Source organism: Gilliamella sp. BG3 (genome assembly GCF_046635605.1).
GTDB classification, from domain to species: Bacteria; Pseudomonadota; Gammaproteobacteria; order Enterobacterales; family Orbaceae; genus Gilliamella; species Gilliamella bombi.
The window spans coordinates 1-23,660 of sequence record NZ_JBIDFE010000017.1 but is presented as its reverse complement, the minus strand read 5'-3'; the positions used below and the strand labels follow the sequence as shown (position 1 = coordinate 23,660).

The window sequence follows — 23,660 nt, the reverse complement described above, 5'->3', positions numbered from 1 at the left end:
AATTTTTAGTTCGTGTGTAGTCATAATTGTTTCCTTTAGACATTAGTTATTCACTTAAATCAAAATCTAATTGACACGAGAATATTTCGCATGATTCAGAGCATGAGCCTGATTCAAATCCTTTATTGCCTTTGATTGTTGCCGCTATGTCTTCTCTTGAATGATTTTGATACATTGCCATAATTGAAATTAACGAATTATTACCTCGATACATGATTTTATTTTCCTGTTGTCGTCGTTCTACTACTCGGATGTTTGGGTCATTTATTAGATTAATAAAATCCTCTGCCATTTTCGGCTCATCACGAGTAGCTAAAGCAATTTTGTTAATGCCTTTTTTGATACAGAAAACACAGTTACCAAGATGGTCGGGTAGGTCTAAATCGAAAGGTTGGCTTTTCCAAAAGTCGATAACATCTTGTTTATCAAAATCGCATATGTCAGCCAAATAACGATAACCTTCTTTTTGTTTTAAGCGTCGTGGTTCATCAGCACGAATGCCAAGCCACGTTTGATAGTTGTTTTTGCCATATTTATCGTTACAGTATCGAGTAAATGGCTCAAGCTTCATCGTTCTTGTACAGAATGCACCATGTATGTACGGCGTTCCGTATTTATAACAAATATCACGGAAAGGCTGCAAATCTTGCGTTAATTCATCTAGTGAGATGATTCTGTATGAATTACCCTGTCCCAGTTCTGAATTAACGACTACACGCAAACATGTTAGATTTATATCAAAATGCTTAACTACATTTTTAACAAACTCATATGTTTTTGGATGTTCTGCGCCCGTGTCCATGAAAATAAAATCAGTATCTGGATATTGATTTTTCATTAAATAGACTAGTAAAGCTGACGAGCGACCGCCACTAAAGCTAACGACATTTTTCATGATTTTTACCAAAAGAAATAGCACGCCAAATAATCAGCGCAGATATTTAATAATTAATAGAATAGGGTGGTTGTTCAGTGAGTTATTAACAGATTTTGTGGGTAACTTTATAACTTATTGATTAAAAAGGAATCTCATCATCTATAAACTCATTTTGCTGAGCCTGAGCTGGTGCTTGCGGTTTAGGTTGTTGTTCTGACTGATTACCGCTTTTATCGAACGTTAACGCTTCGAAATCATCAACTATAAAATAAATAGCTGTTTTGTTGTTGCCGTATTGGTCCTGCCATTTATCTGTTTTGTATCGAGTTGTAACACGAATAAAAGCACCTTTGCCTTTATCTCGCACTTTTTCCGCAATCTTACCGAACGCTCGTAAGTTAGCCCAGTCTGTGACGTTTTCGTAGTTATCACCATTCTTCTTGTAGCTACCGATTGCCATAGTGAAATTAACGATTAACTTGTTATCAGAGGTGTAACGCTCCTCGATTTTCCCGATTCTACCCGTGAATAAACACTGATTTAAATTATTTGCCATTTTTTCGCTCCAGTTGTTCATAGCTCTTTGTAAAAAGAGATTTATTAGACTCTATTTCGTTTATCTTTTTTTATAATAATCATAATCACTCCGTTTTTTCAGCCCAATAACATGCTGAATAATAGCCATTATTCGAGCTTTCACAATGCACATAACCTGTAACGCCAAGTTTTTTATTAACAATAGCGATCCTGTCTTCACCGTCTATATTGCTTAAATCTGGAAATTCGCAAAACTCCCAATCAGTTAGATCATCATCTGTTATATTCTTACCGTTATTATCATGAACAGTTATACTTGCCCAGTCACAACAGCAACCACCACAATCATAGCCGACTAAATACTTATTTTTATCATCTATTAAATTGTTGTCTATCCATTGCATATTATTTAACCTCTTTTAACTCAAGCACTGCATCATTTGAATACACAGACTCTTTTATCTCACCCCAACAAATATCAACGAAATCATGATTGTCGTTTTGCAAATAAAAATCCAAGCATTGTTCAGCATAGCTTTTTGCTTCTTCTTCTGTGTTGTGATATTCAAAACCATCGCCGTTGTGGTCATACGTAAAATATTTCATAATTACTCCTCAGGTAGCGGTATCTCATCTGCATAAATCCAGTGAGTTATTTCATCGTGATGTATATCCCATTCATTTTTATTGTTGTCGTACCAGTCATAACAGATTGTCCGACATAGTTCACCCAGACTGTTTTTAAACTGAATTACAACAAAACACAATTTACTGCCGATCCCACCATCATTTTCGGGAGATTCTTTGCTAGCATCACGCCAATTAATCATTACCCACCTCCGTTAAATCAGTTTCTGGTACTAATTGAATGCTAATAAACCCGTCTATAAAGACTGGAATGTAATACCATGGGCACATATTGCCTGATTCATTATAAGCATAACCAATATAATCATTTGCGATTTCTGTTCTCATGCCACAATATAAAACAGCGTCGAACATTCCGAACTTGAACTTGGGTCTTGGAAAATCAATGTTATCGAATTTCTTACTCACTTAAACCTCGCTTATAATTAACAATTACATTTCCACATTTAAAAGGAACAAGTAGAATTAGACACGTATCAAAATTACAGTTATTTACAGACTTTTCACCGCTTGGTAGCAAATACTGATAACGACCGTCGGGAACGTAAATAATACAGTTTTGTCCGTGTACGTTGTCACTCCATGCTTTTGTTGCAGGAGTGTAGGGCAGGACCATTAATACCTGCTTGCTCCATTTATTCACTTGCTCAAGTGCTTTTTGGAAAAACCCCCATTTCCGTGAAAAAGGAGGGTTGCAAAATGAGGTATTACTTGGATAACTAGCTAAAAACCATAAATTACTCTCTAACGCATTGTCAGATTCAGTTATATAACAAGTTGCGCTATTTATTTTCACATCTTCACTTGAGCAACATACATCAGTATCAAAGCCTTTTATATTCAGCAGTGTTAACGCATCATTGATCAATAACTCTGATGTTCGCCAATAATCTTTATTCTGCTTCTCTGTTTGTGATTTGTTTAGAATAGCCATTATTTTTCCTCTAAAATTAATGTCACTCTGTCGCCAACGGCGTGACTACCGTCATGTCAAACAATACGGCTTGTATATTTCAAACTAGTGCGCTAACTGCAATTGCGGACAGTGTCTCTGCTAACACTAATCATCGACGCATATACCGGACGTTATTAAAAACCGTCCAAGTGACGGTTATGCGGCTTCTATTTGTTTGATTTTCTCATCTAGTTCTTGCAGAAATTTGATAACTTCTGCTTCTATCTCTTTAGCCAACGCTTCGTCGTAATGAATTCGTACGCATCTAAAGCTCAAATTATCTGGTAACCTATCGTCATAACTGACAAAATCGCACCATTTTCGACCCGTGCACATCATTTGCCATTGCATTTGTAAGATGTACTCACGCTTTGGCTTTAGTGATTGCATAAATTCTAAGTGCGTCCACGTGTTTGGGCATTTGATTTCAATTAATCCATCATCATTTACTAGCCCGTCTGGGCTTGCTCCTGCGTTTTCGATTATGGGGTGGGGGATAAAGCCAACTTCTTTAACGGTTACGTCAAATTGGTTTAGTATGTACATTTCTCTTGCTGTTGGCTCTAACTCTGTGCCGCGTTGCATAGCGGCATTGGAGTATGATTCGGTTGGTTTTTCTGTTAGACGTTCGCAAATTAGCTGAGCCATGTAATTTTGGCGGCTAGTTGAATAACCGCTTTTTGTTTTAGCCATCACATCACTAATTCGGCTAGCTGTAACTTTACCTAGTCGTGCGTTAAACCATTCATCCGTTCGCTGTTCCATTATCAGCCTCTTTTGCCATATCATAGATACGACGTTTTTCATTTGACCCGATAAGTTTTTGCTCTTCAATTGATAATGATTTCCAAAACTCACCCATTGCATCAATGCCTTTTTGTGCAGATTGTTCAACTGCTTTGATTAATGACTCGCGTTTTTTGTTTAACGCATCTTCATTGATTTTTTGCGCCTGCTTTTCTTCTTCTGGCAAATCCTCACCAGCGTAAATATAAAAACCCAATCCAAACATTGATATAGCCTTGGTTAAACATCGCATTGTCGCTTTGTTGATATCTACTGAATTTGGCGACTTAATAGCGTGGTTTTTAAAATCCATAACTGGTAGCCACATAAATCGAGTTGCTTCGTTGCTATCCTCTTTTATTGTTAGTGTTACGCTAACCATCATAGAGCCATCCAGTTCAGTTGTGGGTGGGTTAATTATGTATGATGATTGAGGGTAATATTCCATTAAAACACCCCATGCCCACGCCCAAGACAGATATGTTAATCCGTTCTTTTTTTCTACTTTGTCATTAACATTAACTTGTGATAGAGTTTCCCAAATTTTCTTTTCAAACGATTCTGCCATTTTTATATTTCCTTTAATTAGTTGCCACTTCTAACATCCAGCGAATAAGCATAAACAATCCGCCGAATGTCACAATTAAGACACAAAAAAGGGCGTATAGTTGTTCGCCCTTTGTCATTCTGTAATTAATATTAAATCGGTCTGTTTGATAAACATTACAGCCGACGTAGTCAATTGGTATTGTGTTCATGCTATTTCCTCAATTCTTCGAAAAACCAATCTGTTATGTCTTGATGTTGCTTTAAATCTTCATCAGTTAAACCAACATAAAAACACAGATTATCATTCCAATGTTTTGACGACTGCCCAATTAGAATGGGAAATGGATCACTGTATACAATATCTGTTGCACTTCTTCCATCGTACCAACCAACACTAGTATCTAAACAAGCATTTAACACTAACGCTAATTCATGCTCAGTTTTACATTCAACATACCAATCTAATTGCTGTAATCGCTCAATAATCTTTTTACTTGTCATTGTTTAATCCCCATGAATTCTAGCCGCTAAATCTGTAAAAAAGCCCGTTACTCAATTCACGGGCAAATACACTAAGAAAGGTGGCGTTTTTACGGCAGACGCCAAGCCGTGTTTTGTTTTAGAATTAAATTTAGATATATTATTCTTCTAGCAAAAACTATTGCGCTATCTAGAACGCTCATGAAATCTGGTCGGATGTTGATTTCTTTCTTTAATGCAATTTTTACATCATTAAATTGAGTAGCTCCGAGTTTTGCTTTGATTGATGATACTAATTCATCAAAATAATCTATGATGTAATCGTCGTTATTTGATTGAAGATTTTTAACAGCATCTGATATTAATTTGTTAGTTAAATCGCTAGCTTCTTTAATTTTTTTATTCATTTAATGAATCCCTCAAAAAAAGCCCTCAAAAGAGGGCAAAGGATTTGCATGTACTCGTCTTTCCGAGTTGTCAAAATTAGTTAGCTTAATAAAATGATTTTTTATTTTTTTCATTAAAAATAAATTCAGCTTTTTCATAACATATGAGCTTTAATGCTTTTTGAACTGAATCAGTGTCAACATCATCCCAACCAAACGCTTTCATTATTTTTTCTTCAATTTCTAGATAATCACTATCGCTGAGTTTGTCATAAAGTTCGTTTGATTGAGCTTTAATTTCTGCTTCTTTAGCGTCTTGCATTTCAGAATTATTCATCATTTTGCAATATGCTCTTTCGTAACTGTTCTCTACAGTTCTATGTAATTGCATTTTTACATCCTCACTGGCATTAGGATTGCTATTGCTTCTTGATTCCAAAACTCAAAAACAGCAGGACTTTTATCGTCCATCGGCATTAATATTTTTACCGAAGGGAATTTTGGATTGATTATTTTTCCAACTTTTAATATGTCACTGAGATATTCAGTATTAAAACCGATGCTAGACGTATGTTTTCCCTGTGAAAGCTTAGGTATTATCTTTTTATAATCAGGATAAACCCCGTCAACAACCTCAATTAACCCAACTGATAAAGTTTCATCTTTTTCTGATTTGTAAAAGATTAGTCCTTTTTGTGTGTTTATTTCTGCATAATAAAATTTTGTTGGGATTTTATCTTTTATTGATATAATTACGCCTGTTTTCATTTTACTTAAATGCTTTCCAACAAAAAGCTTGTGCCCGTTTGTTGCTGCTAATGTTCCGTCCTTGTCAAAGAAAAGTCCATTTAAGTAGTGTCTTACGTCTTGATATGCTCTAAACAATTGAGCTGACAATAATTGAGCTTTTTCAACTTTGATAATCATCTTTTTATCTCCTCTTACCTCAAACTCAAGCGCACTTTTTAAATGCGCTTTGATTTGAATACTGGTACATACCCCAGCAGGTGTTGCGCTCCCTTATTCCTTGTCATTCGTTCATCAGCTTAGAGGGAGCTAGGCATTTCGTTCTAAGATGAGCTTCGCTTTCACACTGTCTACTTGAATAACACTTTATAAGTTGTTCCGACTTTTCTAATTTTTAAAGAGCTTCAACTTTGGTAAGTTGATTTGTTTTGATGAAATAATAATAACTTTAGTTATCAAATTAGTCAATAACAAAAGTTATCAATATTTAAATAAAAGTTATCGTTTGGTTGTTTTTTAATCTGTTTGGTGAGTTTTTTTGGGGGGGGAGGTATAAAAAAAGCCCTTATTGGGCTTTGAAATAAATTAAAATAAAAGTTTATTTTCTTTTGAAATTTTCATCATTTTTTGTGTATTCATATGCGTCAAGAATCAATCCAGATATTCTTAATACGTTTTCAGGTTTATCAATAATAATTTGATCTCCTGCGCCAATTTCTAATCCAGCTCTCTTAACTTCGTCTTTTATGTTGTCTGTTAGATCAATGGGCAATTGAATTGATGGGCGTTGTTTATTATCAAAATATCGGACCATCCATCTGTTGGATTTATTTTGATAAAGCACACTAAAATATGATTCGGTATCTTTGTATGTTAATTCATCGTCATTTGTTATCGAATGTATGTGATCGAAAAAAACTCTTTCAGAGTAAGTTGTGATAATTTTATTATTTTCAGGATCTACAATATCGGCTTTTTCATCAATTATTGTTGTTTGTTCTTGGTCGCTTGGTGTATCGTCTGAAATTTCTTTTTTTCCTGTTAGACCCACAACCACCATATTGCTTACAGCTCTTTCAATTGCATTTTTTACAATTGGTGTAATACTATCAAGAAATTTTTGATTTAGTTGTCTTGATATGTTTGATTTGTTTGCTACATATTTAACAAAATCAATCGGAGCTTCTCTCAAGGTTGAAGTTATTGTTTTAGTGAATAATGAAAAATAAATACTTTCTTCTGCTAATGTTCTTAATGCTTCTGGTTTGAATTGATCGTATCTAAATTGATAAAGTTGTTCATAATCATTATCTTGTAATTCTTCGATCTTAATTTTTAAGAAAGGGCTTGAGTCCATAATGTTTTTTTGTTCTAAATCTGTAAAAAATCTCCATTCTCTACCATTTGTTATTGCCGCCACAGCTACTTCTGGGGTTGCATTAAAATATCTTGAAAGTTGTGGGCAGTGATTTGTTAATTCTTCATTCCATGATTTTGCCTCTATGAACATTACAGGTAAATCTTGGCAGAAAAGAGCATAATCAACTCGCTCATTAGCTTTTTCTCCGGGGAAATCAGCTTTAAATTCTGCTTTTACTTTTGTTGGGTCGTATGGTGTAAAACCTAATATATCCAAAAGTGGTAATATTAAAGCTTGTTTTGTAGTTTCTTCTGTAGTGCAGTGATTGCCAACTTTTTTTACATGCTCCGAGTGATTATTTAGTTTACTTTTGAAGGTATTCATATTTATTGCCTTATATTATGGGATTATTTGTTTTATTTTGATAAAAATTTTAAATTACTTCTATAATGCTAATAATTATTATTGTTTTCACGTAAATCTTCTATTTTTAATAACCGCCTATAAAGCGGTTATCTATTATACTTACTTTTAAGGTTAGATATCATGAACATCAATAAATCTTGATGATTTAACAATTGCAGCTACATACATAACTTTATCTACTAATTCATCACTAATTGTAATTGGAGGGTGATCTTGGTTGATGCTAGTGAAACGATATTCAGAATCTCTATGATACTCAAGTTTTTTTATCATATTTCTTCCGTCTTTCAGCCTTACAAAAACTTCATCTCCTGACGCTGGCATGACTTTTGGTTCGATGACAACAAACTCTCCAGAGTTTATTCTAGGAAACATTGAATCGCCCTTTACTCGTAAGCCGAATGCGCTAGGATCGTCACTATAAAATTTTAAATAACCATTTAAAGATTCGTCCATTTCAAAAGCTCCATTAGCTCCCATTACAGCCTCTCCTTTAACTTTTACTGCTCCATTCTTAACTGTGCCTACAAATTCAAATTGTTGATCATCTAGTCCAGAATCACCCGTTCCAGCAGACAACCACTCTAAATTTACTTTTAGAGCCTGAGCTAATTCAGATATTTTTCTAAAACTTTTTGACTCACCTGCTACCAACTTTCTGATTGCTGGTTGAGAAACATTAACTGCCTTAGCTAAATCGTGCTGTGATAAACCAGATTTATCAAATGCAATTTTAAAACGTTCATTAAATGTATTCATAACGACTCCTTATGTTTTGATTATATAACTTTTGTTATAAAAAATAAAAAAACATAAGTTATCACAATATTGACTTAACCAATAACTTTAGTTATCATTATCTTAGTTGTTAAATAATGGAGGGCAAAATGGAGCCTTTAAAAAAAGCAATAATCGCCGTTGGAGGACAGAGAGAGTTAGCTTGCCTTTGCGGTGTTAGTCAGGCAGCAGTAAGTAAATGGCTGAATGGCATTAGTAAAATTGGGGAAGATAAAGCTATTTTGCTGGAGCAGGCTTTAAACGGTTTAGTAACGTGCGAAGAGCTACGCCCTGATGTCAACTGGTCCGTTATTAGAGGTCGCGCATGAGCACATTGAACAATGAAAGCACACAAAGCCAATGCAAAAACATTTTGCGGCATTTGCAAAGCGGTAAAACCATTAATCCGTTACAAGCATTGAATGAATATTGTTGCTTTAGACTTGGTGCGCGTATTTATGACTTAAAAAAACGTGGTCATTCAATTAATAGTCGCATGATAAGAGCTAAAAACGGCAAGAAGTATGATGAATATTCGATGAGGGTTAATTGATGAATAAGTTTATATCTAACTCATTTCAAGTTCCCAACGCTGTTATTGATGAATTAATGGCTGATATGTCAGCTAATGCGTTACGTTGTTATTTACTGATTACTCGCAAAACCACGGGGTGGGGCAAAACAAGCGATAAAATCAGCATATCTCAATTTATGCAATATTTAGGGATAAAAGACAAGAGAACTGTTTATGCCGCTCTATCTGAATTAACAAATTTAGGTTTGATCAATGCAATTAAAAATAATGGTGAAATTACTGAATATTCACTAGTGTTAGAAACATCAGAACCAGTAGCAAAAAATGTAGGTACAAAAAATGCTACTGGTAGCAAAAAATGCATGGAACCAGTAGCAAAAAATGTTACTGCCACCAGTAGCAAAAAATGTCACTCTACAAAAGACACTATTAAAAACAATATTACAAAAGAAAATAACATTGATTTTGATTTGGTCATGGATGCATACAACGATGCTGTAGAAAACAGATTGCCTCAGATTCAAAAAATGACCACCGCACGAAAAAATCTAGTTAAAAAATTTTTTAAAGACAACAAAAAACTAAATATCAATGATTTGATTAACTATTTTTATGATTTTGTAGAAAGAGCACCAGCTTGGATGTTTGGTGAAAACCAGAGAAACTGGGAGGCTAAATTTGAATACATTGTTAAGGATGAAACTTATACAAAATTCAAGGAGGGTACGCTATGAACGTGATTCCACATGACTTAGTTGCTGAACAAGCCGTGCTTGGCTCAATGATGTTAGATTTTCAATCAGACCGCTGCCAAAAAGCGATCTATTCATTGAAGCCAGAATCATTCTACAGCAGACATCATCAAGTTATTTTTGCTGAAATGCTTGAATTAAATCGTAAAAACTACCCAATTGACCTGATTACCTTGTCAGACAGTATGGAAGCAAAAGGAACTTTGAAAGATTGCGGTGGTTTAGCTTATCTAGCTGAATTATCCAAAAATACGCCGTCGATGATCAACGTTACAGCCTATGCTGGAATTGTTCGAGATAAAGCGATTGAACGCTATACATTGCAAAAATTAAACGACTGTAGTGCGATGATTTTTGAAAAATCAAATTTATCTACTAGCGACAAAATATCGGCTATTCATGCGCTATTTACGCAAATTGATGACTATAACAAAACTGGTAAAACAACTGGACTTAAGTCGTTAAAAACAATCGCTGATAAGTGGACCGAAACCCTTGGGCAACGATTAGAAAACGCAGATAGTGCACGTGGTTTATCAACTGGAATCAAAGCATTAGATGAGAAATTAGCACCTAAAGGGTTGGTTAGAGGCTCGCTGTTTGTGGTTGGTGCTCGTCCAAAAATGGGTAAAACCACTTTTGAAATAAACATGGCTCGTCATTGCGCTATGAATGAGAAATTACCTGTACTGATGTTTTCGTTAGAAATGCAAGATGAGCAAATGCTTGAAAACATTTTAGCCCAAGAATCTGCTGTAAACAGCAATATTTTCTATGACGGTGGTTTAGGTTCGGATTCAGAGTTTGCGCGCGTTATGCATCATCTCAACGAATTATCAAACACCGATAATATTTACATTGATGATACACCTGCAATCACACTATCGCATGTCCGCTCAGAAGCTCGCCGCATGGCAAGAGAAAAAGGTCAAATCGGCATGATCATGGTTGACTATCTAACTCTAATGGAAAAAGAAAAAACAGGTGATGACACGCGTAACGACTTGGCTTACGGAGCAATCACTAAAGGGCTAAAAGCATTGGCTAAAGAGCTTAATTGCGTTGTTGTTATGTTAACTCAATTAAATCGTAATCTTGAATCAAGAGCGGATAAACGACCGATACCAAGCGACAGCAGAGATACGGGACAAATTGAGCAAGATTGTGACTACTGGGTGGGTATTTATCGTGATGCAGTTTACAACGATAACGCAGATATGAACCTGATGGAAATAAATGTAGCTTTAAATCGCCATGGCTCAGGTAATTTCACTGTTTTTGCAGGCATTAGCAATGGTCGCATTTATGAAGTAGATCAGCTCGAATCACAAGCTAGAGCAAACCCAGAACCAGTTAAGAAAGAGCGTAAATATGCGAGAGCAGGTTAACCACTGCCCGCTTGGACGTTATCACATGCTCGACAAAATAGCGTACGACTATGTGAGAGAGATAAAGAGCAGGGGGGCAAATACGGCAAAGATTAAGCAGCAATTAGCAGAACGAGTTAAAAAATATTCAGAAGAAGATAAGGCAAAATTGAGGGAGTTGATACAGAAATGGCTTACAAAATAACAGCAACAGTACAAGTAGGGCTTCAGGAGCAAGTAAACATTACCATGTTTCGTGTTAACAAGATAACTGAATCAGACATCAAGAAGATATACAAAGGCGCGACAGTTGATAATTATTCTTGTGTAAAGGTGGCATAAATATGGATTATTTTTTTGCTGTAATGATTTTTATAGCTTTAACTTTAAATTTTACTTTACTGTGCGGATTAGTTGGATCAGGTGCAAGTTCATCAATTCTTGATTTATTTGACAAAAAATTTAAGCAGTATCGATTAGCTGGAAGTTTGGCTAAAGCAGTAGAGAAAGCTAATAAGGACTTTAAAGCTGTGGTGATTATTCATGGTGATTATGAAATTTTAGTTGCCAGGAAAGTAAAGGACTCAACCAATGACTAAATTAACACAGCAAGAGTTAGAAAAAGAGCGCGCTCTTTTTGAAAAATGGCTTTCGAGCTTTTATGGTTATAGTTTTGTTTTTGGTCACGATTATTTAATTGATGAAAATCGTTATGTGAGCGGACCAATAAACATGCGTTGGTCAAGTTGGCAGGCACGGGCTGAATTAGACGGGGATCGGGGTGAGTAATGAGTGATTTATTAATAATTGGTGGTGTAGTTATTGTACCACCCGTGGAACGAACTGGAGAACTCGGTAAATTTATTGCTAAAACTAGAATAGATTTAGGGTTTACTCAGGCTCAACTGGCGGAAAAAATGGGTGTGAGCAACACAATGATATCAATGATTGAAAAACGACAAAAGCCAATTAGTGCAGAATTAATTGAGGCATTTTTCAATGCGGTGAATCTTGATGCTGGTGAGCGCACTAATTTTATTCAACTAGCGGTGACGAATAACGTAGCAATATACGCAGAAAAAACTATAAAAAAAATAGTGTGTAGATGTTGATTATGAACGACAACGTAAAAAAACCAAAGCACTATCAAATAATCGAGGGTGTCGAATCTATCGACATCATAGCACGAAGCATGACTGTAGAGCAGTTTAGTGGCTTTTGCCTAGGTAACATTCTGAAATATCGAATTAGAGCAGGTAAAAAAGATGCTTTGGAGCAAGACATTGCAAAAGCGAATGAGTACGAGAAGATTTTTGAAAATAAAAAACATCTTTGCATTGATTTGGAGGGCAACTAAGTAATGGCAAATAAGAAAATATTTAAACTAGTTAGCGAAACAGTAAAAAACAATTTAATTAATTTTATTCGCTCATTACCAGTTGATAGTAAAAATCCATTAGTAGTTTGTATTCAAGAGATGACTAGAACTTTAGAGCAAAACGCCCGCATGTGGGCAACATTAACGGATATATCGGAACAAGTTAATTGGCACGGATTAACGCTAACTCCAGAAGAATGGAAGCACGTTTTTACTGCAACACTAAAAGGACAAAAAACGGTACCCAATTTAGATGGGACAGGCTTTATTGTTTTAGGTCAATCAACAAGAAGAATGAGTAAAAAAGAATTGAGTAATTTATTGGAGTTAGCATATGCATTTGGAGCTGAGAAAGGCGTTAATTGGAGCGAGCAGTCTAAGACAGATTTATTAATATTTGATTGGTACAAAGACCAATTATCAAAGGTGGCATGATGAACAACGAACACAAAGAACAACTGAAACTATATGATGATAAAGAGCAAGAATTAGAACGGGCAATAGCAATAGTTAGAGAACAACGTAGAGAATACATTAATCAGCATAATTTAAACAAGGTTAACGACAATGCCGAAAAAACACAAATTAATCAAAACGGATTTTAAATGCCCTGAATGTAATGGTGCTTGTTTATATAACGTTGATTGGGATTTGTATGTCTGTAATAGACCATTGGTTGGTGTTAACGGAGAAGTAAAAGGCTCTTGCGGTAAGTTTTACAAGAATAAAATAAGGGTGAAACAATGAGCAGACTAACTAAAGAAGCAAGAGGGCGAGAGTGCACGGTTCGATTACCGTGCTGTAATCATAATCCAGAAACTACGGTGCTAGCGCATTATCGATTAGCGGGAACGTGTGGCGTAGGAATGAAACCGAATGATTTGCAAGGTGCGTGGGCTTGCTCTGCTTGTCATGACGAAATCGACCGCAGAACACGAATATTTGAGAATAAACTCGTTAGATTAGCTCACGCTGAGGGCGTTATTAGAACACAAGACATCTTGGTTAAAGAGGGGAAAGTTAAATTATGAGACCAGCAACGTTTGCACTCGGTAGATTGAAATCTGGGCAGATGAATAAAACTGAAACTGAATACTATCAGTATCTAAAAACGCTTGAACAAGCTAACGAAATAACATGGTTTAAATTCGAGGGTCTAAAATTCAAATTAGCAAATAACACAACATACACACCCGATTTCGTTGTAATGAATAAAGATGGATTAATTGAATTGCATGAAGTTAAAGGGTTTTGGATGGATGATGCAAGGGTAAAAATAAAAGTGGCTGCCGACATGTATCCGTTTAAATTTTTAGCGATAAAAAAGAAAGCGAAAAAACTAGGTGGCGGTTGGGAAATTGAAGAATTTTAAGGATAACAAATGCTAGCAGAATATGTATACGTTGATGATGAGCCAGATGTTAAGCAATTTGAAAATTATCTCAATAGTAAAAATTTATTTATTGAGAAAGCTAATGAGAACAATTTACTAGCCAAAGCTATTGATTTGTTAAAAATGTGGGGTGCATGCAATGCATATTCTAGCAGATGTGGCTATAAAAATGTTAGCGCTATGTTTTCAGAATTATACCCTAAACATAACCTTGTTTATATAGAAAACGAGCTAGAATTTATTGATGAATGCATGAGAAATGCTAAAAATTCTAAAGATTTAGCGTTAAGAGAACAATGGGAATTAGCAGATTTGTATTACCGCGGCATTGATGTTGTTATTGATGGCTCAGATGGGAGCGAGAGATTAACATTAAGAGAAATAGCAAAAATGAAAGATATATCAAAAGATACAGTTGACAGGCGGTTAAAATCATTTGAAAGTTATATTGTTGCTAATTTATCAAAAAGGAATGATATTTTTTATTAAATGCTGTTGACATGAGACAGAAACTGTACTAAATTAGCCATGATAGGATTTTTATATATAAAGCTCGCAAATGCGGGCTTTTTTATTATCTTCTTAGAGATAAATTTATTCAATAGCACAAAAAGCTAAAAAACAATAGTTGACATATAACGCCCGTTATATTATTATATACTCATAAATTGATGAGAGGGCGTAAAAATGAAATTATTCCATGGTTCAAAAGAAAACAACTTAAAATATGATAATGGTGACATATGTAATATCTATAGTGGTTCATTGTTTTTTTCTGACTGTAGAGAGTCCGCAGCGTCTCATGGTAATTACATCTATTCAGTAGATGTTGATGAGGATGACATTTTAAGTCACAAAAAACTAGTTTCTATGCAATATTCTGGTGATATTAATATATTCGAAATGTTGCGAGAAGTGGCATTAGATGAATATTTAAATATTGATACTGATGAAAAATTAGAAAGATTAGCGGAGTTAGTTATTGATAATATCGGTACTTATGATTGGTGCGATGAAGATGTTGAATTATTAAATGCGTTTGATTTAACTTACATGGGTTGGGAAGCGCAGCGTCTTCGCTCTATTTTAGCTAAAAAATTAGGTTATAATGCTGTTGAAGTTTTAGATGAGCACGGAATCAGTTATATGGTTTTAAATCCATCGCTAAAAAAGGAGTTTTAATAATGGCAACAGAAGCGCAAAAAAGAGCGGTTGCAAAGCGTAGGGCTAAACTGGAATCATTAAGATTTGATTTTAATGTTGAGAAGCAGTCTGATATTGAAGCGCTTGATAAGTTTAATAGATTATCAGAGCAGTTTAATAGTAAAAAAGAGGCGTTTATCTATTTGCTAAATAGATACAATTAATTTTTAATAAATAGCTTAAGATGAGGTAGCTATGATTATCACTCACTCAAATAAATTTTTAACACCAAAAAGTAAGGTTATAGGCTGTCTGTTTAATTCTAGTCTAGATATACCTGATTTTCTAATTAGTTCAAACTGTGTAACACAGTCCAAAAAGTTTTGGGCTAACCCTGTTTCCGCTGCTTATTACAAAGAAGCAAAAGAAATGGCTGAAAAAGCAAATATAGATGGGGTGGATGGTAGTGGCTTTCCTGATTTTATTGATACATACACTAAACAATTGTTTTTAAAAACTAAATCTGGTTATATTGTACATTCACCGCTAACCTCATGCGCGTTAGTTGATGAGTTTACAACAAAGGCTAGAGCTTTCCATCAAATTTTAATGGATAGATATTTAGAGCTTAAAGAGGTTGGTAAAAAAAATAAAAATTTTAAATATAAATTTATTGGTTCCGGTTATTTTAGTCATCAAATACAACCGCGGGGGGTTGCTCTAAGTAATCGCGGCGAATTAGCCTTGGCTCATGGCGGGGTGTTTTTTGTAAAACAAACTCCTTTTTTGAGGTCATCTAAAAAAAGGGTAGTTAACTTAAATGAAAATAAAAAATATCTCTTTTTTTACGGAACGCTCAATGATGCTAATTTTAATTCCGGATTCATATCGTCAGGATTGCCAGCGTTAACGGCTATCGGCGGTATGATTGAGTCTATTGAGCTTAAACTTGGTTATGAAACTCCGATACCGTTTGCTTTTGGGTTAAAAAATTACAGTGCATCAAAAGGAGGTAAGCTTGGCTCAATTTTTAATAAAAGCAAAGTTACACCTCACCTTGCATTAGAAGAAAAAACTGGCTCTTTAGATTTTGTGGTTGTTTTAGACGTTACTAAATTTAATAGCGATGATATTGCTACTGAATTAATGAAAGTAAGGAGATTGGCTGGCGGAGCAATATTTAATTATCATTGCACTAATGAAATGATAAATGAAGATAGTAACTATTTTTTCATTAGAAATTTTAAATCAAAGATGAAAAATGCAATTGATAGCAAGGATGTTATTAATTATATTATCACTCGCCGTTTGCATCCGATTGCGTGCGGTTACGCCTTATTGCAGAGACCAAATTTTAAAGGAGGGGTAAGGGTTGATAAAGCTAATGAGCAACACCTCCACGCTTTTTCTGAAACGTTATTTATTCCTGTTCGATTGAGCAAGAAACTTGATTCTAAATCTTTTTTTAAGAGGCGGATTTATGAAAATTGCACCGCTTATATTTAATTAACGTTTGCAAAAATTTGTTGTACTTGTTATATTTATATTGCCGCTGAACAAGCGGTCTAGAAATATTAAATATTGTCAAGTTAAATAATGTTGACCTTCAATGCCGTGCAGGCAGTTTATAAAACATTTCGATTGATATAACAGCCGAATAGGTTGCTGAGAAATTTTAAGTATTTACTTTTCTTTGAATGAAAAATTACAGCTGAATAAGCTGCGGAAAGCCCGACTTTAATAAGCTGGGCTTTTTTGTTTTCATTTTGTAATTTTTTATATTAAACTGCGTGTTTTTTAAACGCAGGTAATATTAAATTATGAAAAAAATAGCTTTAATTTTGGTTTTATTTTTATTATTCCCGTCGATTTCAAATGCTAAGAATTGCAGAAAAGGCATACCGTGCGGCAATTCTTGTATATCAGCGTCTAAAACTTGTCGAATTGGAACGCACTCAGTAGTGCCGACGCCCAAGGCGAAAAAGTCAAAATCAACACCAACAGCCGAGCAGGTTGCAATTAGTAAGCAAAATTTTGACAATGCGAAAACTCAGCTGACTAAATTATATAAATTAAATTCAACACAAACCGAATTTTACTGCGGATGTGATATTTCATGGGCAGGTAAAAAAGGTGTTGTCGATTTTGGTAAATGCGGATATGAGCCAAGAAAAAATCAAACAAGAGCAGAACGCATTGAATGGGAGCATGTTATGCCTGCCGAAAATTTTGGTAGACATCTGCAATGTTGGCGAGACGGTGGACGTAAAGCGTGTAAAAAAGATGTTACTTTTAATAAAATGGAAGGTGACATGCACAACTTGCAACCAGCTATCGGTGAGGTAAACGGTGACCGTTCTAACTATCGTTATTCGCTGTTTACAGATATGTTTGATCAATACGGACAGTGTAAAACTGCTGTAGATTTCAAAGAAAGAAAATTCCAACCTCGTGACGAAATTCGGGGTATAATAGCACGCACATATCTATATATGTCTGATAAATACAAAATTAATTTATCTAATCAAGAAGAAAAATTGATGGCAGCGTGGGATAAAATGTTTCCGCCTGAAAAATGGGAATGCGAGCGCAACAAGCTAATAGAAAAAATTCAGGGTAATGATAATAAGTTCATTACTTCACAATGTAATTAATTCAAGCCGACGAAAGTCGGTTTTTTCATGTCCAAATTTCATGCATGTTGGCGACATTGATGTCGTCAACATCTACAGAATCGACAGCAAAGCTAGACACACACATAACTAACATTTAGCTAGTACGCTGTCACATCATTAACTAACAAGAAGATTTAATTATGCCAATAAAAGACCCTGATAATGTCAACTGGGTTGTTGTCATTTATCTATTTATTATTACATCCCTCGGCTCATTAGCTAGCTATTGCTACCATGTGCTGAATGGCGACAAATTCAATATTTGGGGGTTAATTGCTCAGATATTTATTTCAACGTTTGCTGGTGCTTTAGTTGTTTTGGCCGCAAGTTATTTTAATTGGCAATTCGAGTTTGCTGGCGGTGTAGCTGGTTTAGCTGGTTGGTCTGGCGCTACTCTTATTAAAGCGCTGGAGGAGCGACTAATTAAAAAAGCGAAAGGAGGAGATTAATGAAGCTAACAAGATTAAAAACAAGTGAGCGCGGTACGTTTGGTAAACTAAAACTACCATCGGGTACGATTTTATCAACATTAGAGCTACCGTGGAAAGATAATCAGCGTCAGATTTCATGTATTCCATCTGCTATGTATCAATGCGATATTGTTAACTCACCAAAGTTTGGTCGAGTATATCAAGTTAAAGACGTCCCTAATCGCTCTCATATTTTAATCCATGCAGGTAATTGGACCAAAGATACACAGGGCTGTATTTTAGTCGGCATGAGCAATAACGATACCCAGTTATTTGAAAGCAGAAAGGCGTTAAATTTGCTGATGAACGAACTTAATGGACAGTCATTTAAGTTGGAAATTATAGAAGCTTATGAATAGATATAGTTGAGTGATTCGTCATGTTCAAATTGTCTAAAGTAAAAAGAGGTAAGTATGAATATAAAAATGAGTAAGTTCGATGATTTATATAGAGCTATTATTTTGTTTCTCATATGTCTTGGCTTGTTTGTGTTTGGTTCGGGGTTATTTATTGGTTGGTTAATCTGGGGTTAGCTCTATGTCTAATATGTCCAAGCTGAACGCATCGCTTTTGGTGATTCTTGTTTTCATTAGTTATTTTGCATACAACAATTATCAAGAGAAAAAGCAGCTCAAAAAAGATAAAGCTGAACTGTTCGGAAAAATCGAACGGTTAGAGCAGAACATTGCTAAAAACAATCAAATCATAGCAGATAATGAGCAAAGCAAACGCGAGCTAGAAAACCAATCACTAGAACGTCAGGAGCGAATCAATGAGCAACTCAAGAATAATGACTGTGCTAATCAGTTTGTGCCTGTGTCTATTTCTAGTAGCCTGTACAACCGAGCGAAAAGTTTACGTCAATCGACCGATACCAGCAAATCTATTAAATGACTGTTTACCGAATTTACCACCCAAATCGATGACGTTCGGAGATAGTCTCAGATATAACGAGCATTTGCTAAATGTTATTGAAAAGTGCAATGCGGATAAAAGGGCGATAAGGGAGATTAGTTATTAGTTATTGCATTATTGCTAATCAGGGAAAAGTAAGTTATCATCTAATTGCGTTTTAGGTTAACTCACTTATTAAACATGTTACATTTTTATCCGTATCATGTTTAATTTCTTCGTACTAGGGGATCTGGCTTCTAAGTTTGGCGACCGTGAACCAACTCCCCTTAAAACTATCAACTTAGATACTCCTCATTAATAGCTTTTCAATAATAAATAACTATTCACTTTTACCGCATAAAGTATAAAAAATCCTGGGCGGTTATAAAAAATAACTGCATATTTAATCAAATTAGCGACATTCTAATGAATTCATTAAAAATTACTTATAAAAAAGTTAGCGACTTAAAAAAACATATCAAAAATTCAAGAACGCATTCAGACGATCAGATTCAGCAAATAATTAATAGTATTATAGAGTTTGGTTGGACAAATCCGATTTTAATCGATGAAAACGATATTATAATTGCTGGACATGGACGTCTAGATGCGGCAGAAAAGCTCAACCTTGATAATATCCCTTGTGTTGTTTTGAGTGGTTTAACGGATGTGCAAAAAAAGGCTTACTTAATCGCTGATAACCAGTTGGCTCTTAATGCTGGATGGGATTTTGATATTTTGCAAGCTGAGATTGAGAGCTTAAAATTTAATAACTTTGATATTGATTTGTTAGGATTTAGCAAGTCAGATCTAAACAAGATTTTTTCAAATGAAGATCTTAGTATAGATTGCGATAGTAATCTGCCAGATAAATCTTTAGAAAATAAAATTATAGTTGAAATTGAAGTTAAAACGGAAAAAGAGCAAGAGCAGTTATATAATGAAATGACAGAGAGGGGGTACGTATGCCGTCTTTTAACATTGTAAGAACAACACAGCCTAGCAACTCATTTAGAGTAAAATCAATCGCTGGTAAGTTTGATTTAGATGATAATCACAACACGGAACATTTTGACGGTAATATTGATCTACCAGAACATTGGAATGTAGGTCTTATTGTGGGCGCAAGTGGTACTGGTAAAACAACTATAGCCAAGGAATTGTTTCCTGATAGTTATGTTTATGGTTATGAATATAAAGAAAAATCAGTAATCGATGATATGCCTAAAAACTTATCTGTTGATGAAATTTGTAAAGCGTTTAATTTGGTTGGTTTTTCTTCTCCTCCTTGTTGGATAAAGCCCTATCATGTATTAAGCAATGGTCAAAAAATGCGTGTTGATCTAGCAAATGCTTTACTATCAGATCAGGAAGTTGTTGTTTTTGATGAGTTTACTAGTGTAGTAGATCGTCAAGTCGCTAAAATTAGCAGTTTCGCAACACAAAAAGCTGTTAGAAAAAAGGATAAAAAATTTATAGCTGTTGGTTGTCACTATGATGTAGAAGATTGGTTGATGCCGGACTGGGTATTTGACACCAACACCATGACATTTCGTATAGGGAATAAAAAAAAAGACCAGATATTAGTTACACCTTGGCTAGAGTACATAGAAAAGAGTGGAACAGGTTTAGTAAGTACCATTATCTAAGTCATTACCATCACCCTGCAGCTGAATGTTACGGTCTTTTTATTGATAAGGAATTAGCTGGGTTTTGTAGTGTTTTGCGCTTTCCTCATCCAATATTAAAAAACCTAAAAAGAGTTCACCGCCTAGTTATACACCCTGATTATCAAGGCTTAGGGATAGGTTTGAGGCTGTTAAATGATGTAGCAAAGTTATATATACCTAAATTCAAATTTGGTATAATTACATCGTCTCCTCCGTTAATACTATCACTATCTAATTCCCCTGATTGGGTTCTTATTGATCAAGGTAGAAAAGTATCAACAGGAGGCAAGATACACGGCTCAAAAAGAAGCAAAACATCAGACAGTCGATACAGATATACAACTTCGTGGAGATTTAAACGCTAAATGTATAGCAAGTAAATCAGCATCTATTGGTAGAGCTTGCTTCACATACTCAGGAGCTTCAATCCACTTTATTACTTCAAGTTTTACAATTTTAGCCTCTATTCTAGGGAAATTATATCCATTGGCTAATATTGCGATTTTCCCAACGGATAGAGTTTTAAAATTCCACCTTTTCCCAAAGTAGCGGTATTCAGTGTTTTTATCTCCACAAAGAAACATGTTGAAATACTGCTTTTTAAGTGGAAAAAATGCTTTAGTCATATTACACCTCTTTATTAAAAGTTAGCTTAAAAATTGTAAGATTCTAAAATTAAAAATAATAGAGGTAATTTAAAAAAAAGAATATTAGGTAAGAACATGGCAAGACCAACAAACTACAGAGAAGAATACGCTGAACAGGCTAGAAAACTGTGCTTGTTGGGTTATACAGATAAGCAATTAGCTGATTTTTTTAATGTTTCAGAGCAAACTATTAATACATGGAAAACTAAACATCCTCAGTTTCTTGAGTCCATAAAAAAAGGTAAGGAGATCGCTGATGTTAATGTAGTTGAATCATTATATAAAAGAGCCATTGGCATTGAATATGAAGAAGTTGAGCTGAAAACTGACGGGGCAAATAAATCTAAACGAGTAATAAAAAAATTAATTCCACCTGATACAACCGCTCAAATATTTTGGCTTAAGAACCGACAGCCTCAAAAATGGCGAGATAAACAAGAAATCGATCACCAGTCATCAGACGGCTCGATGTCACCAAAACCAACACGAATAGAGTTAGTAACACCAAAAGAGTAATTATTATGACAACAGCACAAATACAGTTACCTAAAAAATTGATATCTGTGTTTGTGGCTGAAAATGTCAGATATCGTGGTGCGTACGGCGGTCGAGGTAGTGCTAAAACCCGTACATTTGCATTAATGACGGCGATTAAAGGCTATCAATTTGCAGAGGCAGGGGTAAGCGGTGTAATACTATGCGCTCGTGAGTTTATGAATTCGTTAGCTGATTCTTCTATGGAAGAAGTAAAGCAGGCTATTCGCTCGGTTGATTGGTTAGCTGATTATTACGATATTGGGCAAAACTATATCAGAACAAAAAACGAATTAGTTAGCTATGTGTTTTGTGGTTTACGTCATAATCTCGACAGTATTAAATCAAAAGCACGCATATTACTATGCTGGGTTGATGAAGCGGAAAACGTATCCGAAATAGCGTGGCGAAAACTCACTCCAACAGTTCGTGAGACTAATTCTGAAATATGGGTAACATGGAACCCTGAAACCGAGGGAAGCCCGACTGATGTAAGATTTAGGCAAAAACCGCCAGATAATGCCATCATCGTTGAGATGAATTATAACGATAATCCTTTTTTCCCCGATGTATTAGAGCAAGAGCGATTAAACGACTTAGCCAGATTGGACTATGCCTCCTATGCTTGGGTGTGGGAGGGTGCTTATCTTGAAAACTCAGATAAACAAGTTTTAAGCGGTCGATATGTTGTTGAAGAATTTGACGACAACCTGCACAAACAAGCTGACCGTTTATTGTTCGGTGCTGACTTCGGCTTTGCTAATGACCCGAACACATTAATCCGCTCATTTATTCTTAATGATTGTCTGTACATCGAATACGAAGCGTACGGCGTTAATATCGAACTTGACGAAATGCCAACTTTTTATGATTCAGTACCAGAAGCGAGAAAATGGCCGATTAAAGGTGACTGCTCAAGACCTGAAACAATTAGCCATATCAAGCGCAAGGGTTTTAATATCTCAGCCGCAAAAAAATGGCAGGGCAGTGTTGAGGATGGTATCGCATATCTGCGAGGATTTAAGAGAATTATTATTCATCCTCGTTGTAAACATACTGCAACAGAAGCGCGGTTATATAGTTATAAAACTGATAGGGTAACAAGTGAAGTGTTGCCCATCATTGAAGATAAAAACAATCATTGTTGGGATGCGGTCAGATATAGCCTAGATGGTTATATTAAACATAAACGTTCAGCAGGATTATTTATGAGGTAACAATGGGTTATTCGAATTTAACAGATGAACAGTTATTAAATACTGCCCAAACAGCAATTAATAGCAATCAGGATATAAGTAGACAACGGTTAGCGTATGCATCACAAGGATTGGTTAATAACACTAAAAGGGCATTTATCGATCGCGAGTTTGGTTATCCAGAAAATCTCACTTTCTCAGATTTCTATAAACTATATAAGCGAAACAGCGCAGCCCGTGGCTTTGTTGAGCGATTGAGTGATATTTGTTGGCTAGATTACCCTAAATTTATAGATGGCGATATTCGAGAACAAGACTCAAAGCTAACAACTTGGGAGCAAATAGTTACTGATTTATTTAACGATAAATTGTGGTCAGCTATCACCGAAGCGGATAAGCGTGGAATTGTGGGTAGATATTCAGGACTCATTATTCAATTACGAGATAGCAGAAAATGGGAAGAACCAGTTGATACGGT

General features: G+C 35.2%; 43 protein-coding genes and 1 pseudogene. 27 read left to right on the top strand and 17 right to left on the bottom strand.

The window, feature by feature from the left end; translation table 11 throughout:
- Positions 1–46 precede the first annotated feature (46 nt).
- From ACGH6S_RS08885 to ACGH6S_RS08810, 16 genes are all read right to left on the bottom strand, one after another.
- On the bottom strand, positions 47–895 hold the full coding sequence (locus tag ACGH6S_RS08885; RefSeq protein ID WP_411578727.1) for a phosphoadenosine phosphosulfate reductase family protein: 849 nt from the start codon (positions 893–895) through the stop codon (positions 47–49).
- Positions 896–1,016: 121 nt separating this feature from the next.
- Positions 1,017–1,433 carry a single-stranded DNA-binding protein gene (locus tag ACGH6S_RS08880; protein ID WP_411578728.1) on the bottom strand — a complete coding sequence of 139 codons (417 nt, stop codon included), beginning with the start codon at positions 1,431–1,433 and terminating at the stop codon, positions 1,017–1,019.
- A gap of 85 nt (positions 1,434–1,518) precedes the next feature.
- On the bottom strand, positions 1,519–1,818 hold the full coding sequence (locus tag ACGH6S_RS08875; RefSeq protein WP_174798449.1) for a hypothetical protein: 300 nt from the start codon (positions 1,816–1,818) through the stop codon (positions 1,519–1,521).
- 1 nt (position 1,819) lies between these two features.
- Entirely contained in the window at positions 1,820–2,020 is a 201-nt protein-coding gene (locus ACGH6S_RS08870) for a hypothetical protein (protein WP_296318132.1), read from the bottom strand.
- Between the two features lie 2 nt (positions 2,021–2,022).
- Complete coding sequence (locus ACGH6S_RS08865) at positions 2,023–2,244, bottom strand: hypothetical protein (protein WP_411578729.1); 222 nt, start codon at positions 2,242–2,244, stop codon at positions 2,023–2,025.
- A complete protein-coding gene (locus ACGH6S_RS08860) occupies positions 2,237–2,470 on the bottom strand; it encodes a hypothetical protein (protein ID WP_411578730.1) in 234 nt (77 codons plus the stop codon). The genes ACGH6S_RS08865 and ACGH6S_RS08860 overlap by 8 nt, the downstream gene beginning before the upstream one ends.
- Complete coding sequence (locus ACGH6S_RS08855; RefSeq protein ID WP_411578731.1) at positions 2,463–2,996, bottom strand: DNA N-6-adenine-methyltransferase; 534 nt, start codon at positions 2,994–2,996, stop codon at positions 2,463–2,465. The genes ACGH6S_RS08860 and ACGH6S_RS08855 overlap by 8 nt, the downstream gene beginning before the upstream one ends.
- 177 nt (positions 2,997–3,173) lie before the next feature.
- The gene (locus ACGH6S_RS08850; protein WP_411578732.1) at positions 3,174–3,782 is read right to left on the bottom strand and encodes a lambda exonuclease family protein; all 609 of its coding nucleotides are present in this window, start codon (positions 3,780–3,782) and stop codon (positions 3,174–3,176) included.
- The gene (locus ACGH6S_RS08845) at positions 3,763–4,371 is read right to left on the bottom strand and encodes a DUF1071 domain-containing protein (protein WP_411578733.1); all 609 of its coding nucleotides are present in this window, start codon (positions 4,369–4,371) and stop codon (positions 3,763–3,765) included. Before ACGH6S_RS08845 ends, ACGH6S_RS08850 begins: the two co-directional genes overlap by 20 nt.
- A 13-nt stretch (positions 4,372–4,384) precedes the next feature.
- Positions 4,385–4,561, bottom strand: coding sequence for a hypothetical protein (locus tag ACGH6S_RS08840; RefSeq protein WP_411578734.1), 177 nt, complete (start codon positions 4,559–4,561; stop codon positions 4,385–4,387).
- A gap of 1 nt (position 4,562) precedes the next feature.
- Positions 4,563–4,853 carry a hypothetical protein gene (locus tag ACGH6S_RS08835; protein ID WP_411578735.1) on the bottom strand — a complete coding sequence of 97 codons (291 nt, stop codon included), beginning with the start codon at positions 4,851–4,853 and terminating at the stop codon, positions 4,563–4,565.
- Positions 4,854–4,942: 89 nt separating this feature from the next.
- Positions 4,943–5,239, bottom strand: a complete 297-nt coding sequence (locus ACGH6S_RS08830) for a hypothetical protein (protein ID WP_411578736.1) — start codon at positions 5,237–5,239, stop codon at positions 4,943–4,945.
- An 85-nt stretch (positions 5,240–5,324) separates the two neighbouring features.
- Positions 5,325–5,609, bottom strand: a complete 285-nt coding sequence (locus ACGH6S_RS08825) for a hypothetical protein (RefSeq protein WP_411578737.1) — start codon at positions 5,607–5,609, stop codon at positions 5,325–5,327.
- A 2-nt stretch (positions 5,610–5,611) separates the two neighbouring features.
- Positions 5,612–6,145 (bottom strand): hypothetical protein, encoded by a 534-nt coding sequence (locus ACGH6S_RS08820; RefSeq protein ID WP_411578738.1) that lies wholly within the window; start codon positions 6,143–6,145, stop codon positions 5,612–5,614.
- 418 nt (positions 6,146–6,563) lie between these two features.
- Complete coding sequence (locus ACGH6S_RS08815) at positions 6,564–7,715, bottom strand: type I restriction endonuclease (RefSeq protein WP_411578762.1); 1,152 nt, start codon at positions 7,713–7,715, stop codon at positions 6,564–6,566.
- Between the two features lie 147 nt (positions 7,716–7,862).
- The gene (locus tag ACGH6S_RS08810; RefSeq protein ID WP_065652859.1) at positions 7,863–8,510 is read right to left on the bottom strand and encodes a helix-turn-helix transcriptional regulator; all 648 of its coding nucleotides are present in this window, start codon (positions 8,508–8,510) and stop codon (positions 7,863–7,865) included.
- Positions 8,511–8,638: 128 nt separating this feature from the next.
- Between ACGH6S_RS08810 and ACGH6S_RS08805 the strand changes: the two genes are divergently transcribed.
- The 24 genes from ACGH6S_RS08805 (at position 8,639) to ACGH6S_RS08690 (ending at position 21,170) form a co-directional block, all read left to right on the top strand.
- A complete protein-coding gene (locus tag ACGH6S_RS08805) occupies positions 8,639–8,857 on the top strand; it encodes a transcriptional regulator (protein ID WP_411578739.1) in 219 nt (72 codons plus the stop codon).
- A complete protein-coding gene (locus ACGH6S_RS08800) occupies positions 8,854–9,081 on the top strand; it encodes a helix-turn-helix domain-containing protein (protein WP_411578740.1) in 228 nt (75 codons plus the stop codon). Before ACGH6S_RS08805 ends, ACGH6S_RS08800 begins: the two co-directional genes overlap by 4 nt.
- A complete protein-coding gene (locus tag ACGH6S_RS08795; RefSeq protein ID WP_411578741.1) occupies positions 9,081–9,797 on the top strand; it encodes a replication protein in 717 nt (238 codons plus the stop codon). Before ACGH6S_RS08800 ends, ACGH6S_RS08795 begins: the two co-directional genes overlap by 1 nt.
- On the top strand, positions 9,794–11,203 hold the full coding sequence (locus ACGH6S_RS08790; protein ID WP_411578742.1) for a replicative DNA helicase: 1,410 nt from the start codon (positions 9,794–9,796) through the stop codon (positions 11,201–11,203). The genes ACGH6S_RS08795 and ACGH6S_RS08790 overlap by 4 nt, the downstream gene beginning before the upstream one ends.
- Positions 11,187–11,387: a hypothetical protein gene (locus tag ACGH6S_RS08785; RefSeq protein WP_411579498.1), complete on the top strand. Its 201-nt coding sequence runs from the start codon at positions 11,187–11,189 to the stop codon at positions 11,385–11,387. Before ACGH6S_RS08790 ends, ACGH6S_RS08785 begins: the two co-directional genes overlap by 17 nt.
- Positions 11,388–11,526: 139 nt before the next feature.
- Entirely contained in the window at positions 11,527–11,781 is a 255-nt protein-coding gene (locus ACGH6S_RS08780; RefSeq protein ID WP_085165771.1) for a hypothetical protein, read from the top strand.
- The gene (locus tag ACGH6S_RS08775; RefSeq protein WP_085165770.1) at positions 11,774–11,971 is read left to right on the top strand and encodes a hypothetical protein; all 198 of its coding nucleotides are present in this window, start codon (positions 11,774–11,776) and stop codon (positions 11,969–11,971) included. Before ACGH6S_RS08780 ends, ACGH6S_RS08775 begins: the two co-directional genes overlap by 8 nt.
- Complete coding sequence (locus ACGH6S_RS08770; protein ID WP_411578743.1) at positions 11,971–12,294, top strand: helix-turn-helix domain-containing protein; 324 nt, start codon at positions 11,971–11,973, stop codon at positions 12,292–12,294. The genes ACGH6S_RS08775 and ACGH6S_RS08770 overlap by 1 nt, the downstream gene beginning before the upstream one ends.
- A 2-nt stretch (positions 12,295–12,296) precedes the next feature.
- Positions 12,297–12,539 carry a DUF3310 domain-containing protein gene (locus ACGH6S_RS08765; protein WP_411578744.1) on the top strand — a complete coding sequence of 81 codons (243 nt, stop codon included), beginning with the start codon at positions 12,297–12,299 and terminating at the stop codon, positions 12,537–12,539.
- Between the two features lie 3 nt (positions 12,540–12,542).
- Positions 12,543–12,995 (top strand): recombination protein NinB, encoded by a 453-nt coding sequence (locus tag ACGH6S_RS08760; RefSeq protein WP_411578745.1) that lies wholly within the window; start codon positions 12,543–12,545, stop codon positions 12,993–12,995.
- The gene (locus ACGH6S_RS08755) at positions 12,995–13,165 is read left to right on the top strand and encodes a hypothetical protein (protein WP_411578746.1); all 171 of its coding nucleotides are present in this window, start codon (positions 12,995–12,997) and stop codon (positions 13,163–13,165) included. The genes ACGH6S_RS08760 and ACGH6S_RS08755 overlap by 1 nt, the downstream gene beginning before the upstream one ends.
- Positions 13,166–13,303: 138 nt before the next feature.
- Positions 13,304–13,591, top strand: a complete 288-nt coding sequence (locus ACGH6S_RS08750; RefSeq protein ID WP_411578747.1) for a DUF1364 domain-containing protein — start codon at positions 13,304–13,306, stop codon at positions 13,589–13,591.
- The gene (locus ACGH6S_RS08745; protein ID WP_085165764.1) at positions 13,588–13,932 is read left to right on the top strand and encodes a DUF1064 domain-containing protein; all 345 of its coding nucleotides are present in this window, start codon (positions 13,588–13,590) and stop codon (positions 13,930–13,932) included. Before ACGH6S_RS08750 ends, ACGH6S_RS08745 begins: the two co-directional genes overlap by 4 nt.
- A gap of 9 nt (positions 13,933–13,941) precedes the next feature.
- Complete coding sequence (locus ACGH6S_RS08740) at positions 13,942–14,442, top strand: hypothetical protein (RefSeq protein ID WP_411578748.1); 501 nt, start codon at positions 13,942–13,944, stop codon at positions 14,440–14,442.
- Between the two features lie 198 nt (positions 14,443–14,640).
- A complete protein-coding gene (locus ACGH6S_RS08735) occupies positions 14,641–15,135 on the top strand; it encodes a hypothetical protein (protein ID WP_411578749.1) in 495 nt (164 codons plus the stop codon).
- A gap of 2 nt (positions 15,136–15,137) precedes the next feature.
- Positions 15,138–15,320, top strand: a complete 183-nt coding sequence (locus ACGH6S_RS08730) for a hypothetical protein (RefSeq protein WP_411578750.1) — start codon at positions 15,138–15,140, stop codon at positions 15,318–15,320.
- Between the two features lie 31 nt (positions 15,321–15,351).
- Positions 15,352–16,602, top strand: a complete 1,251-nt coding sequence (locus ACGH6S_RS08725; RefSeq protein WP_411578751.1) for a hypothetical protein — start codon at positions 15,352–15,354, stop codon at positions 16,600–16,602.
- Positions 16,603–17,057: 455 nt separating this feature from the next.
- A complete protein-coding gene (locus ACGH6S_RS08720; RefSeq protein WP_411578752.1) occupies positions 17,058–17,750 on the top strand; it encodes an endonuclease in 693 nt (230 codons plus the stop codon).
- A 161-nt stretch (positions 17,751–17,911) separates the two neighbouring features.
- Positions 17,912–18,220 carry a phage holin family protein gene (locus tag ACGH6S_RS08715; RefSeq protein ID WP_411578753.1) on the top strand — a complete coding sequence of 103 codons (309 nt, stop codon included), beginning with the start codon at positions 17,912–17,914 and terminating at the stop codon, positions 18,218–18,220.
- Positions 18,220–18,600, top strand: a complete 381-nt coding sequence (locus tag ACGH6S_RS08710) for a DUF5675 family protein (RefSeq protein ID WP_411578754.1) — start codon at positions 18,220–18,222, stop codon at positions 18,598–18,600. The genes ACGH6S_RS08715 and ACGH6S_RS08710 overlap by 1 nt, the downstream gene beginning before the upstream one ends.
- A gap of 178 nt (positions 18,601–18,778) precedes the next feature.
- Positions 18,779–19,135, top strand: coding sequence for a hypothetical protein (locus ACGH6S_RS08705; RefSeq protein ID WP_411578755.1), 357 nt, complete (start codon positions 18,779–18,781; stop codon positions 19,133–19,135).
- 426 nt (positions 19,136–19,561) lie between these two features.
- Positions 19,562–20,122 carry a ParB N-terminal domain-containing protein gene (locus ACGH6S_RS08700; protein WP_411578756.1) on the top strand — a complete coding sequence of 187 codons (561 nt, stop codon included), beginning with the start codon at positions 19,562–19,564 and terminating at the stop codon, positions 20,120–20,122.
- Positions 20,101–20,784 (top strand): ATP-binding cassette domain-containing protein, encoded by a 684-nt coding sequence (locus ACGH6S_RS08695; protein WP_411578757.1) that lies wholly within the window; start codon positions 20,101–20,103, stop codon positions 20,782–20,784. The genes ACGH6S_RS08700 and ACGH6S_RS08695 overlap by 22 nt, the downstream gene beginning before the upstream one ends.
- Complete coding sequence (locus ACGH6S_RS08690; RefSeq protein ID WP_411578758.1) at positions 20,730–21,170, top strand: GNAT family N-acetyltransferase; 441 nt, start codon at positions 20,730–20,732, stop codon at positions 21,168–21,170. Before ACGH6S_RS08695 ends, ACGH6S_RS08690 begins: the two co-directional genes overlap by 55 nt.
- On the opposite strand, the gene ACGH6S_RS08685 is transcribed toward ACGH6S_RS08690, so the two are convergent.
- On the bottom strand, positions 21,123–21,431 hold the full coding sequence (locus ACGH6S_RS08685) for a hypothetical protein (RefSeq protein WP_411578759.1): 309 nt from the start codon (positions 21,429–21,431) through the stop codon (positions 21,123–21,125). The genes ACGH6S_RS08690 and ACGH6S_RS08685 overlap by 48 nt on opposite strands.
- 96 nt (positions 21,432–21,527) lie before the next feature.
- Here ACGH6S_RS08685 and ACGH6S_RS08680 point away from each other — a divergent pair, with 96 nt between their 5' ends.
- From ACGH6S_RS08680 to ACGH6S_RS08670, 3 genes and pseudogenes are all read left to right on the top strand, one after another.
- Complete coding sequence (locus ACGH6S_RS08680) at positions 21,528–21,968, top strand: hypothetical protein (protein WP_411578760.1); 441 nt, start codon at positions 21,528–21,530, stop codon at positions 21,966–21,968.
- A gap of 5 nt (positions 21,969–21,973) precedes the next feature.
- The gene (locus tag ACGH6S_RS08675) at positions 21,974–23,203 is read left to right on the top strand and encodes a PBSX family phage terminase large subunit (protein WP_411578761.1); all 1,230 of its coding nucleotides are present in this window, start codon (positions 21,974–21,976) and stop codon (positions 23,201–23,203) included.
- 2 nt (positions 23,204–23,205) lie between these two features.
- A pseudogene (locus ACGH6S_RS08670) lies at positions 23,206–23,660 on the top strand (DUF1073 domain-containing protein); the annotation flags it as partial.